The organism is Thiocystis minor (assembly GCF_016653465.1).
In the GTDB taxonomy this organism is placed as follows: Bacteria; Pseudomonadota; Gammaproteobacteria; order Chromatiales; family Chromatiaceae; genus Chromatium; species Chromatium minus.
In genome coordinates, this window is record NZ_NHSQ01000176.1 from 22,688 (window position 1) to 35,595 (window position 12,908).

12 protein-coding genes are annotated in these 12,908 nt (G+C 60.3%); all 12 read right to left on the reverse strand.

The window, feature by feature from the left end; translation table 11 throughout:
* On the reverse strand, positions 1-1,287 hold the full coding sequence (locus CCR95_RS22815; protein ID WP_201098784.1) for an SMODS domain-containing nucleotidyltransferase: 1,287 nt from the start codon (positions 1,285-1,287) through the stop codon (positions 1-3).
* Positions 1,288-1,347: 60 nt separating this feature from the next.
* Positions 1,348-4,143: a DNA methyltransferase gene (locus tag CCR95_RS22820; protein WP_201098786.1), complete on the reverse strand. Its 2,796-nt coding sequence runs from the start codon at positions 4,141-4,143 to the stop codon at positions 1,348-1,350.
* Positions 4,140-4,457, reverse strand: a complete 318-nt coding sequence (locus CCR95_RS22825) for a Fic family protein (RefSeq protein WP_201098788.1) — start codon at positions 4,455-4,457, stop codon at positions 4,140-4,142. The genes CCR95_RS22820 and CCR95_RS22825 overlap by 4 nt, the downstream gene beginning before the upstream one ends.
* Positions 4,458-4,460: 3 nt before the next feature.
* Positions 4,461-4,952 carry a hypothetical protein gene (locus tag CCR95_RS22830; RefSeq protein ID WP_201098790.1) on the reverse strand — a complete coding sequence of 164 codons (492 nt, stop codon included), beginning with the start codon at positions 4,950-4,952 and terminating at the stop codon, positions 4,461-4,463.
* 2 nt (positions 4,953-4,954) lie between these two features.
* Positions 4,955-5,179, reverse strand: a complete 225-nt coding sequence (locus tag CCR95_RS22835) for a hypothetical protein (RefSeq protein WP_201098792.1) — start codon at positions 5,177-5,179, stop codon at positions 4,955-4,957.
* Entirely contained in the window at positions 5,176-5,469 is a 294-nt protein-coding gene (locus tag CCR95_RS22840; protein WP_201098794.1) for a helix-turn-helix domain-containing protein, read from the reverse strand. Before CCR95_RS22840 ends, CCR95_RS22835 begins: the two co-directional genes overlap by 4 nt.
* Complete coding sequence (locus CCR95_RS22845) at positions 5,462-5,785, reverse strand: type II toxin-antitoxin system RelE/ParE family toxin (RefSeq protein WP_201098796.1); 324 nt, start codon at positions 5,783-5,785, stop codon at positions 5,462-5,464. The genes CCR95_RS22840 and CCR95_RS22845 overlap by 8 nt, the downstream gene beginning before the upstream one ends.
* 47 nt (positions 5,786-5,832) lie before the next feature.
* Entirely contained in the window at positions 5,833-9,546 is a 3,714-nt protein-coding gene (locus CCR95_RS22850; RefSeq protein ID WP_201098798.1) for a DUF6079 family protein, read from the reverse strand.
* Entirely contained in the window at positions 9,543-10,058 is a 516-nt protein-coding gene (gene brxF, locus CCR95_RS22855) for a BREX-3 system P-loop-containing protein BrxF (protein ID WP_201098800.1), read from the reverse strand. The genes CCR95_RS22850 and brxF overlap by 4 nt, the downstream gene beginning before the upstream one ends.
* Before the next feature lie 202 nt (positions 10,059-10,260).
* Entirely contained in the window at positions 10,261-11,550 is a 1,290-nt protein-coding gene (locus CCR95_RS22860) for a vWA domain-containing protein (protein WP_201098801.1), read from the reverse strand.
* Positions 11,551-11,563: 13 nt separating this feature from the next.
* On the reverse strand, positions 11,564-12,100 hold the full coding sequence (locus CCR95_RS22865) for a MerR family transcriptional regulator (RefSeq protein ID WP_201098802.1): 537 nt from the start codon (positions 12,098-12,100) through the stop codon (positions 11,564-11,566).
* Positions 12,101-12,367: 267 nt separating this feature from the next.
* On the reverse strand, positions 12,368-12,631 hold the full coding sequence (locus CCR95_RS22870) for a WGR domain-containing protein (RefSeq protein WP_242523442.1): 264 nt from the start codon (positions 12,629-12,631) through the stop codon (positions 12,368-12,370).
* Positions 12,632-12,908 lie beyond the last annotated feature (277 nt).

Here is a 12,908-nt window from a genome sequence, read left to right on the forward strand (position 1 = left end):
TCACTCAATGGGGACGTCAATTTCAGCCTTGGCGGTCACGACGCCATTTTGAACAGCGTAGCACTCAACGAGATGGTCACCACGAAATTTTGTATGCTCTTCTCTCTTTTCATGCCCTGAGTCCGGAATTATCTGCCCACGAACTTCATCGCGTTTTTTCGCTTCTTCGCCGCGATTCAAAACTTTCCAGTAGAGCTTATACTCTCCCGGAATGTCGTGTTTCGTCACGGAGAATGTCAATTTTTTACTTGGCTTGAGTCTTAAGCGATGGCGAAGCATTTCAGAAAGAGTATGTTCTCTAAAACCATCCTGAAGCACATCACAATCGATCGTCAGGTTATGGCGTATGTCAATCGGAAAAAGATCTTCAATGAATTCTTCTGTTTCGTGAAACGTTTTGGTTGCGGATTGCGCTGATTCTGTAGTGGTCGCACCTGCTGGAAATGGACGTCCGTACACTTTTTTCCACTTTTTGTTCGCCGATGCCGATCCTTCTGAATCAATAGCGTCTAAGCATAATTCGTATGCCTTTTTCGCTTTACGCTGGAATTTTTTCTTGACCTTGACTCTTTGACCACTACCCAGCGCAGCGTAATAATCCTGGTCAGGCTGATTCGCCAAAAACAAAAAGAAATCCCTGCTCATCCAATCATAGTAACCATGACTTTTGTTATCATATTCCGCTGTTGATCTCAAGAAATTGTAGGCTAACGTATCTATCAAAAGGCCACCCATTCCTACGCCGTGCTTGTTCTTCCAGGCTCTAGCCATCTTGCATAATCGTCTAAGATTGTTGTTCTTCTCCTCGTTAAACTCCCTCATGGCGTCCAGTTCTTCACAAGGTTTTGTGATTTTCCAGCTACCACCATTGTAGGTGTCGGGATACTTGAAACTGCCGTCATCTTGTTTGAATACTGGCTGCACTTCGACATGGAAATTCGCATAAAGCACTCTGACGACAAGGCGGTCCACGTATATTGTCGTTCTTGGGTATCGACGCTTAATCGCGTCTTTTGTTTCAGTCAGAAGTCTCGATTGCCCGTCATTCTTATATTGATCCCATTGGGAACCTGGCATGATGTACAGCATATCCAGGTCGGATATCCCTTTGATAGCCGTTCGACGGCCATAAGATCCAACTTGTAGACTATTGGCGGTCTTGGAATCCGTGTCGCGAAAGTACTTATTCAGGCTCGCGGTAATCTCTTGGTATCGATTGCTGAGTTCCTGTTGATTATCGAGCGCCAAGTTGCCAAGAAATTCCCGAAACATTTCCGATACTGTCAATTGTCAACGCTCCTGCTTAATGGTGCTGTGGCATATGCGCACAACATAAAAAAATTCTATTTATAAGTTGCTTCCGCCGCGTGTCCGCGCATTGTCGTAATACATCAACAGCTTCTCGTCTTCCTGCAAGACCGCATCCGGTAGCTTGTCCCCGATCGTGACGATGGTGGCGTAGTCGCGCTCCTGCCAGCAGGCTTTGAAGCCGGCGCGAATGGCTTCGGTGCGGAAGAGCTTCAGTTTGCGCTGGGTGCTGGACTTGTAGTCCTCGAACTCCTTGAGGAGCGCGCGTTCGCGCAGTTGCTCGCGTTCGGCCTGCTTGGTCGGGTCCGGCACATACCAGCGGTCGCGGGCCTTCTCCATCAGGCGCGGATCCTCTTTCTCCAGGTTGCGCAGTTCCTTGAAGTTGGACGAGAGGTAAGCGTGGATCTGGCTCGGGACCGGGCCGCGGCCGTCGTAGTGGAGAAACCCCTGTTCGAGGAGCGTCTTCAGTTCGACCGTCTGCTCGTGCTTGGCCCAGGCTTGCAGCTCGCGCATGAACTGCGGCTGGAGATCCTGGAAACTTTGCGGCTTGTCCTGGAGTTGCTGGCGCACCCACTGGATGGCGCTGGCCTCGTCGCTGACGAAGAGACTGAGCTGACGGAGTTCGCCGACACTGGTGCGCTTGCGGTCGTACTCGACGACCTGCTCGGGCAGGAACCACATGCCGTCGCGTTCGGATAAGCGCTGCGGGAGTCCCTGCAGGAACTCGGGGCCGGAGAGCGGCACGCTGATGCCGCGCTGGACGTGGAAGGCCGTCATGCGGTCCAGCAGCATCTGCGCCGTGCGCTCCGCGACGATCTCGCCCGCGCCGGGGCGACCGACGACGATGGGGACGTTGCCAAGGTGCTCATTCACGAAGGCCCAGGCCGCTTCCGGGGTGGTCTGACCCAGCTCGAAGCGCTGCGTGAGCGCCTCGGTGGGTTTGTAGGCCGAGATGACCAGATCCTGCTTGACCGCCGAGCTGGTCACCTGTCGATAGGAGCCTTGTTGTTTGTCGAGGGTCCGCACATCGGCGATGACAAAACCGGCGACGCCCATCGCCTCCTGGATGGCGCGCCAGATGGCGTTGCTGGAGTTGCTGAAGACCACCGTCATCCAGCGGCCGGGCTTGAGCACCCGGTGATACTCCGCGAAGCAGCCGCGCATCAGGGCATGGTAGTCCTGGACATCCTTCTTTTTGGCCTGGTCGACGATGGCCTCGTTGGCCGGGCTGGTCTGTACGCCATGCCAGGATTCGACCAGAAAATTCAGGTCGGCGTAGTAGATGTTCTCTCCGAAGGGCGGGTCGGTGAAGATATAGTCGATGGAGTTTGGCCCGATGGGCAGTAACGCGCAGTCACCGGTGGAGATCATCGTTGAGTCGGAGCGATGCCCAAGCTTCGCCATTGCGCTGGATATTCGCTTACCGCGCGCTGCTAGGGCATATGATGGTGAAATCTCACAATGAATCGAGGGAATGTAGTAAACGCCGTTCAGGAACTTATTAACTTGCTTAAAGCCCTGCGGTTGAAACCGATTCAGAAGCGCCATCGTCCAGATGGACTGCTCCGCAAGAAATACGACCATTCGTCGAAGACGTAGATCCTTTATTGTTTGTGCCTTGCGCCATAGATGCGCAATGCTGTGTGCGGCTCGTGGTAAAAAAAAGTGGTGCACATGAGTGACGCCTGCTGCATCCATTCGAGCACGTTCGTGCGTCATGTGCATGTATGGAAGCGGTGTGGTGGGCACTTCGGCTGGAAGGGATAACTGCTCGATTTTCGACAGCAGCGCAAGATCTTCCTCCGTGATCGGTCTTTCGTATGTTACGGAACCGAGCTTGTAGTTGACAGAGATTGGCAGGCGCTTCGGATGCTTATGGCTTTCACCAGTTGCCGTATCAAAAACAGTAACGTAGAAGCGGTTGAGATTCTTTTTCGTTAGTTCTGCCGCACAGTGAGGGCAAGAAAATTCCTTCCGAGGACCAGTGCTTTTCTCGTCTGATGCTTCGGCAAGGAAGTTCACCTCGCCGGCGCACTCGGGGCAGGAGAAAACCTCGCTCCAGATAGTGTAATTGAGTCGTCCTTTAGCCTTGCCATCAGTGTGCAGCACCTCATACATCCAACCGAGATCCTGCTCTACCTCATCTAAGATGCGCGCAGCTTCCCGCTCGAACTGGCTTGCATTAAATGGCAGGTTGAATCCGGCGGAGATGAAGGTTGCCGCTGGCCCAAGGTCATTGAGGATGGCCCGGCGCCCGCCCCACTCGGGGGCGTCATGACCTGCGGCCTTCCATTCGCTCTGGAGTTTCTCCCGGTAGTCGCTCGGGGCCATTCCGCACCACTGTGCGGCGAGTCCAGTCATCCCTGAGCCGCAGAAACCATCCAGTACCACATCGCCAGGTCGTGTGTAATGCAAGATCGACGGGACGATGGCTAGGTAGGGAACTTTGGTGTGATAACTGTGAAGCTGAAACAGCTGATCGGTCTTGCCTACGCTGACATCGACCGCGAAGGGCTCGCGCTCGTAGTGTTCCTCGGGATCGTAGGGCTTGCCGTGGAGCCGCGCGAAGTCGGCGAGAAAGGGGTTCGGGCAGGCGGTGTAATAGGGTGGATCGGACATCCGCAGGATGGCCTCGTCCTCGCCCTGCGGGAAACCCGGCGTCGCTCGGAATGCGGGATCCTGGAGCCGCTCGCGCAACCGCTCGGTAAAGTACGCCCGCCGCGCCGCGTCGTTCTCGAAGGTCATCCCCAGGCAGTCGACGGGGCCGCTCTCGGTCTGCGTCGTGTCATTCAGGGCAAGCTGGACTTGGGGATCCTGGGCGAGGTTGGCGGTCATAAGCGTACTCCGGGCAGGGTCGCGAGCAGGGTGCGTCCTGCGTCGGTGAGGCGGTATCGCTGGCGCGAGCTATTGGGTTTGTCGGGAATGGTCATCTCCACGAGCCCGGCGTCGAGCGCGGGGGCGAGGTACTCGCGGCTGAAGTGCATGCGGTCGGTGAGTTCCAGCGCTTCCATCAAGGCGGCGCGAGGCATGTCGCCCTGGAAGCTGCCGAGCAGTCTTGCGACTTGCGGGGTGACTTGATGGGTCACTTGCGGGGTGACTTGCTCAGCGGCTTGCCTGGACGGAGGCTCGGAGTCCGCGATCGCGTCCATGCCCTAGGGGTGTTTCTCAAAACTACTTAGATCCAGATTTGTAAGAAGTTCAAGAATTTGGTTGCAATTTGAGAATATTGATTCTTTTTGCGACTCCAAGTCTGAAACAATTCCTGTTAATATTCCGATGGATATTGAGAGTTCATCCGCATCATCGCCACCCTCTAGAATTTCGATTTCGATTTTCAAGGGTTCTAAGACTTCAAGAGTATTGTCTGACTCGAATATTGCATTTGTCATGTCATCAATGCATTCTTCAATAATTTCAACTGGGGTTTTGTATTCTTCGGAATCATAATCATTGTTTGAAAAGTACTCATCAGTTATTTCAGCAAGGTCTTCTAACTGATCGATGCAATCTCCAATTTCATCAAACCACTCAAAGTGGTCGAGTTCTATTTTTATATCTATAACATCAAAAAATCTCTCAAATGCATTCATGTCGTTTGTTGTTTTATTTAGTAATTCTTTTAGATGGCTTATAAAAATATTCATTATTATTTCGTTCCGAAATTTAACCCGCGTTCAGGGTGATATGCGTATTTTCCATTGCAATCAGCTTCCGATGAACTAACGAACATCGGTGCTGATGCGGTTTGGTTTTGTATGTTGACGATATGCTGCGCGATCCGCATATACTTCGATGACTCGTCCACCGGCTCGATACGGTCATTGACAGGCAAGTGATCGACCATCTGCCGGGTGTCCTGATCGAGCGTCATCGATCGTGCAGAGCGGTCAGCGCATCGGGGTTGGCCGCGACAATCCGCAGCAGCGCCCGGGCCGGACCCGCTGGACGCACACGGCGCTGCTCCCAGTTCTGTAGGGTCTTGGGCTTGACGCCAATCAGATAGGCAAAACGGGTCTGGCTGAGCCCCGTGCGCTCACGGATCGCCTTGACATCGGGGTCCGGAAACTCTCGGACGCGTACCCCCGGCACGGCTTCGCCACGCAGGTGCCGCCCCATATCGCGCACACTCTCCAGCAATTCGTCGAACTCGTTGTCATTCATGCTGAATCTCCAGGGCGATCGTCTCGGCTAAACGTTGCAGTTGATCCTTGGTCAGATCCGATGCCTTGTTCTTGGCATAGGCGTAGACCAGATAGCATCGTTCCTTGGTCACCCAGTGGTAATAGATCACGCGCGCGCCGCCGCGCTTGCCTCGTCCCGGCAGCGGCACACGTAGCTTCCGCAGGCCGCGACCACCAGGGATCAAGTCCCCGACAGCCGGCTGTTCGAGGATCGTGCCTTGCAGATCGGCGATGTCCTCATCCGAAAACAGCTCGCTGGCGCAACGGACGAAGATTGGTAGTTCAATGAAGATCATCGCCGCATGATTGTACGCTAGAAGCGGAGTTTGTAGCCAATACCTGATCAGGTTTTCGAGGGATCCTTCTCGATCACGAAGCGCACCCGCGCCACATCCTTGCCCTTGGTCAGCTCGGCGACAAAACCCTCGAAGCGCTGCTTGATCTCAGCCACCGTGCAGGGCGCGCCGCCATCGGTGAGCGCCGAGAGCAGCCGGGGCTCGGTGAGGACGACGCGCTCCAGCCCGCTCAGGATCTCCTGCAGGGCCTTGACGAAGGCGGGACCGAGCGGGTCCGCGAGCTGTCCGCTGGCGAGGAACGCCTGCACCGCCGCGCGGCCTTCGGGGCTACTGGCCAGCTCGATGTTGTTGGCGACGGTCGGATCCTGCAGGTTGGCGAGCAGGGTCTTCGTCCAGCTCCGCACCAGATCGTCGAGCGCGGTATCGAGTTGGGAGATCCGGTCGCCGGCCGTGGTCCCCGACAACGGCTCCTCGACCGGACGGAAGGTGCAGTGGGGACAGACGGCGTCCGTGTCCAGCTCCTGCTTGGTGAGACTGAAACAGGTCTTCAGACCGAAGAGGCTGTTTTGATAATCCTTGAGCTGCTGGGCCGGCATCATCTCGACGGTCGCAATCTGTTGCAATTGCTTGAGCCGAGGATCCTGCCCGAGGCGGGCCTTGCGCTGATCGTCGGTCGCGCCGAGACGCAGCCGGGCGTGACGGTCGAGATAGATGTCCTGGTAGGCGGTCTTGAGCTGAGCGAGCGTCTGGCCGAGTGTGCGCTGAAAGCTCGGGTCGGCGCGGTGCTTGGGACTGGTGATCTTCGCCATCAGCTCGCCGCGCCGCTCGCGCATCCGGTCGATCCAGGGGTGACCGGCCTCGAGCACCGCTTCCGCCTTGCCGAGATAGGCGGTGGCGGGGCCGACCTGCGCCACGAGCTGAAGCAGTTCCTCGACCTCGCGCACGCACGCGAGACCCGACTGCTGGGCCTGGATCACCGTCGCGTCATGCGGAAAGCTCTTGAGCTTGCCGGCGGTATTGAAGGACTGAAGCGATTCGAGGAAACGCTTCAGTTCGCCGAGGCGCTGGCGCCATTCGGTCTGCTCCGGCTCGGACAGGATGGGCTTGCCCCAGAGCGCCAGGTCGGCGAGATGCGCCTGGGCCACCACGGCCTTGTTGACCCACTCAGCGACTTTCCCCTGGATCTGGGTGACGGCCTCGTCACGTTTCGCCGAGTTGACGATCAGACCCTTGGGGACGCCGAGCAGGTCGCACAACTCCTGCAGCGCCCCGAGCGGCAGGTCGCGGGGGCGCTCGACCTGCTTGAACTGCGCGAGATCGCCGATCGGGAGCTTGGCGAATTGGTCGATGGCACCTGCGTCGATCTTCTTGCCGGTGATGCCGAGCACCAGATCGCCGCTGTGGACGAGTCCCGCCAGGACCACCGCGAGTAGCTCGGGCTCCAGCCGGAAGCGCGTCCAGTACTCGACCCCCGCCTGCTCCTGAACCAGCTCGGAGCGGTTCAGCACCTGACCCTCGCCCTTGGTTCCGAGCTGCTGGATGATGGACTTGGCGTAGCGCGACTTGCGCGGACGCAGTTGGTCGCCGTCGAGCATCTCCAGGGCATCGAGCATCGCCGTGCCGAGCTGGCTCTTGACGCCGCCGGCGATCCAACGCAGCCCGTCTTGGGCCGCCTGCGCGCGGTTCGCGCGCGTGATCGACGTGCTGAAGACCGGGTAGTCGGGCGCGGTGTCGTGGAAGTGAACCGAGAGCGAGACCGCGGCCGCCACGTCGAGATAGTCGCGCACGCCGCCGCGCGCCGGGGTCCGCGCAAACAGCGATTGCAACAGCAGGCCGAGGAGCTGCGGCTTGCCCTGATAGGTGACCTCGAAGGCCGTCGTCAGCTTCTCCTCCAGCCAGCGTTGCAGCGTGCGCAGGTGCTCGACGGCCTTGTCGTCGTAGGTCTTCTTGTTGCCGCCGGACGCGGTGAGCGCCTGTTCGCGGGCGCCGGCGTAGAGCCGGAGCGCACGGTCGAAATCCTCATCGCGCTGCGTGAGCCGGAAGAAGACTTCGTCCGCCTTGCGCTCGTCTTTGAAATAGGGCGGCTCGAACGGCTGGATGAAGTAGAGATAGAAATCGCGCGGCGGCTGCGCCGTGGAGCGTTCGTTCGGTGCGCCGAAGAAGAGGTAACCACTGCGCCCGGTCTGGCGCTCGCGCCACTCCAGCTCGTGCTCCCAGATGCGATAACCGGCGACATGAGCAGGTGCCTCGGGGTCTTCGAGCACCACCCGCCGCAAACCGTCGAAGTAATAGCGGTCGAGCTGCGCGTCGCTCAGGGTGTCGGCGCGCCGGGCGATCAGCGAGTCGAAGTCGATGTCCTTCTTGAGGTCCAGATAATACTGGCCATTCTCACGATTGAACGAGAGGAACTGACCGCTCACGGTCTTGAGGATCTCGCCCAGGACCGTCTCGACCGTGGTCTTGAGGAAGTCCGCGGCTCGTTCTGGTACAGGCAGAATGAGGCAGAGATCGTCACGCAGTTCCTCGACCGTGACCCCGATGGGCGCAAAAATATCGCTGGTCGTCAGCCGATGGACCGCAAGCGCGTGGATGATCCGCAGTGCCGCGGGCCGATACGAGGGGCGGGTGAAGGCTTGCTGAATCCGGGCTTCGAGGACATCGGCCTTCTCGATGACGTCGCGGATCTCGGGGATCGAGCGGAACGACGGATTGTCCTTGAGGTTCTGCCAGTAGGCATCATAGGCGATGAGGCCGGGTTCGTCGGTCGGCACCGCCTCGGCGAGCAGACGGCGAATGGCGGCGCTCAGGGTCTTGAGCACCTCACGTTTTTCCGCGACATAGACGCGCTCGAAGGTGTCGAGATAGGCCGGGTGGACCGGAAACAGGCGGACGAACTCGTCCATCCGCTCGTTCATCGCGCCGTAGAGCGGCGCGAATGGCGTCAGGTGCTCGCGCACCAGTGCCTGCTGCCTGGCGTCTTTCTTCAGGAGCCGTTCGGCGACGACGTGGGCGACATCCTCACGGGCGATGCGCATCTGCTCGAAACGATCCTTGACGCGACGCAGACTGTCGGCGGCGAACTGAAAGCGCGGGTTATCGAACAGGCTCTCCTGCACGCCGGCGATGAAGCGAAAACGTGAGCCTTTGCAGAATTCGCCGACGGCCCTGAGAAAATTCAGGTTGCGCATCAGTTCCTGCTCGTTGTTCGCGCGGAGATAATCCAGCAGCTCGTCGAGGACGAAGAGCAGGCCCTGGTCCGGGAAGCGGTTCGTGAAGGCCGCCATCATGTCGGCAAACACGTCCTTGTGGTTCTTGATCGCCTCCTCGGGCGGAACCTCGAAGTCGACATCCTGCTCGGCGAGCTGATCCTGAAGCGTCTCCATGACGAACTGGCGCAGCGGCATGGACGAGTTGATCTCGGCACGAATGACAACGAACCGTCCGGCAATCGGGGCCGCCTTGCCAGCGACCTTCGGGTGCGTGACCAGGCCCGCCAAGTCGCCATGTTCGGCGATCGCAGAGATCACGGCCTGCAGGTGCGATTTACCGGTCCCATAGTTGCCGATGACCATGAGGCCCTTGTTGTCGGCCGGGGTCTCGAACTGGAGTTGCGGGAAGACGACGTCGATGAGCTGCTCGCTCATGCGATCGGAGATGACAAAGGTCTCGACCAGGCGTCGCGCGCTGTCGACACGGTCGGCCTCGCGGAGCTGGACCACCGTTTCGATGGGATCGAACTGGATGAGATCGCCGTAATTCATGCCGTGTTATCCGTGGCTGTGGAGGGGATGCCGCCCAGCGCATCGCTCGCGGGCGTCGCAACGATGCGCGCTTGCGGATCGTCGAAGCGGCGATACTCGGGATGATCGGGGCTAGCGTAGATGAGCGAGCGACCGTGGTAGACGCCACGCCAGGTCGAGACGAGTGTGCGGTTGCGCGAGAGGCTCTGCAGCAGACGCAATGGATCCTGTTGCAAATCGGGGTGGAAGAGCATCTCGATGTTGTCGAATAAAACGACATCGCCAGCCTGCTCGGCCAGGATGTCGCCCAGGATGCGCGCGACCCGTAGGGCACGCTGACGCACGGTCAGGTCGAGCAGGCGCTCGGCCAGTGCCAGGTTGAGGTTGACGATGGGCCAGTCATGCTTGGCCGCGAGATCGCGCAACGCGGTGGTCTTGCCGCGACGATGAGGTCCGACGACGAGGATCAGCCGGTGATAGAGCGGCGGTGCCTGCTCGATGTGCTTGGCAATTTCATCTGAGAGAGAGCGCATTCGCTGATTTCCGGGAAAGACTTGACCGATTTTCCGTTCGCCCTGAGCGGTGAGCTTGTCGAACAGTCGCGTTCCGCTGTGATCCATATTCCCGTCTCATCTCATCTCATCTCAACCGAAGCAGAATAACACTCTCGGGAATCTTTCCGCATATCCTGTCGCCGAGCAGGCCGCTGTGAGAGCGGCCGCCACGCTCGCCTGTTTAGGTGTGTTTGGGCGTGTCCGCCGACGCCTGACCACCCTTCGCGCGTCGCCGCTCGCCACTACCGGTGCGCCCCTTGGTCTGGCTGGTGGCGGCGTAGTACCGCTCCTTGGCCTCGCGCGGCGCGAGCGGTGCCGCATGCACCTCGGAGTCGCTCGTCAGACTCTGGACAATGCCATTCAGCTCGGCGTCGTCGCCCGCGTAACCCCGAATCCGACGGGCCACGGCCTTGAGTCGCTGCTGAGCCTGCGCGAGGTCACCCTGACGATTGGCCAGCGCCGCATCGCGCCGGGCGAGGTTGGCATGATAGGCGGCAACCAGGCGATCCACATCGCGGTTGCGGGGTTGACGGTCGTTGGCGCTGTGCCTGGCCCAGGTCCAGTGCAGGCTGGCGCTGGCCAGATCCTGCCCCGAGGCATCGGTGACGCGCACTCGCAGCGGACAGGTGGCATCTGCTTCGCCGGCCGGGAAGGTCACCGCCAGCAACAGATCCTGTTCCTGTTCGCTGACGAGATCGCCGAGCCAGACGCTCAGGGCGCGCCCGTCCGTTTCCTGGCGCCACGGACCCAGCGCCTTCACCGTCAGATCGGACTCCCAGTGCAGCCAGACCCGCGCCTCGGCACAGACCACCGCCAGGGCATCGCCCAACTCGCGGGTGAGGATCGGACCGATGCGTTCGGCGTCGGCGAGGTCATGGAAGACCCCGCCGCCCGCATCGGCCAGCGTGCCGAGCAGCGCCTCGTCGAAATCGTCGCCGACGCCGAAGGTGTGGGTCACCACCCCGAGTTGCCGCAGGGCGCCGGCATGGGTCGCCAGTTCCGTCGCCTCGGTGATGCCAGCATTGGCCAGCCCATCGGTGAGCAGGAAACAGCGGCGCAGCCGTTCCTCCGGGGACGTCTGCCCGATCAGACCGCAGCCGGTCAGCCAGCCCTCGCTGAGGTTGGTGGTGCCGCGCGGACCGATGGCGGCCAGCGCGCGCTGCGCCTGCGCGCGGGCGCCGGCGTCAATGGCACGCAGTTCCAGCAGGGTATCGATGTGATCGTCATAGACCACGAGGGCAGCCCGGTCGCGGGCGTCGAGGCGCTCCAGCATCTGGCGCGCGGTGTCGCGGGCACAGGCCCATTTGGCGCCCCCCATCGAACCGGAACGGTCAAGGACCAGCGCCAGATCCAGGGGTAAACGGGCGCGGTCCGTGGGCGCCAGGGGTGCCTGAAGCCGGCAGTGAAGATAGCGCACGCTGTGGCCAGCGGCGCGGATCAGGGAACGATCGGTGGCAAGGGTGAGCTGCATGCTGACTCCGGGGTTAAGCGGCGGAACCGAACAGACGGCGGGCCTGTTCGAGGAGTTCGTCGAGCCGGCGTTGATCGGCGCGGGCGAGCGGACGGCGGACATGGAGTTCGAGATCCGGATGCAGCGCAATGCGTTCCCAGGTGCTGCGGGCCGGGAGTGGGATCCGGGGCGCCTCGGCGGCGTCCCGCGTGGACGCCATCACGGGCGCGGCCGGACCAGAAGGCGGCGCGGTCTTGGCGAGCACCTGACGGACGTAGTCCTGGGCAGAGGTTGCGGTCGGGACGGGACTCGGGGGCGCGGGTTCGGCCAGGGCGGCGGCCACGCCGGCATCGTCGAGTGCCTCCAGGTAGGTGCGAATGGTGGCCAGGGGTTGATGCGCATCCTGCAAGCGACGGATCAACAACAGGCGATCGCGGTGGCCCGCGCCATAGCTGGCGGTGGGGCCGCGTCCCACCGACGACAACAGCCCTTCGGCGAGGTAGTAGCGAATGGTGCGCACGCTCACCTGCGTCTGTTGGCTCAGGGTTTTGATGTCGAGTTCGGTGTTCATGGCGCCATTTATACATCAAACACTGACGCTGTCAATATGCCCCCGTGCCGTCTGGGCGGCGTGGCTGGCTCTGAAGGCGATGCGGGATCGACGGGATCGCTGCCTTGGCCAGGACGCCGGTGCTGGATCCGGTTCCCGTTTTGGATAGCCTCTTCCCTGCCGTGACTTCCGTCGGTTGCTGCGCTGGCAAGACGAGCGTTGAGTTGCAAGCGCGGGGTTGATGCGGTTTTTCCTTCTGGTGGAGAGGGCGAGCACACGACCGTCCAATCAGCCGACGGGCGTATATCCCCGCTTCTCCCGCCGTTGCTTAATGGCCGCCATGCGTTCCACGCCCGCGTCGTGGGAGGGCACCCAGACGATCCGCACCCGGCCCCGCTTCGAGCCCACGCCGCCCCAGCTTTGGATGACGGTCCAATCGCCCAACAGATCCCGGACCAGATCGACTTGGTAGTAGCGGGCCTTCTCGGGATTGGTCCAACGGTGCATCACGGTGGGCGGCTCCTCGCTATCGGGTCCGTTTGAGTTCGACATCGTGCGAATGTCGCGCAGCGGCGCCTTCCCGTCAACGGATTGACAAGATTTGTGCCGTCTTGAGGCAAAAAAAACCCACCAGCCAAGGCTGGTGGGTTTTCGGGGTTAACGATTAGGCGACGAGCAGCTCCAGTTGCAGATCGTCCGTCGTCGTGTCCAGGAGACCCTGGACGTCAATGCCCTGCTTCTCCAGCACTGCGTCGAGTGCCTGATCGATGATGGCCTGCGCGCGTTGCGCCACGGACGCCTCCGCGTCATTGAGCCGGCGCCGTGGATC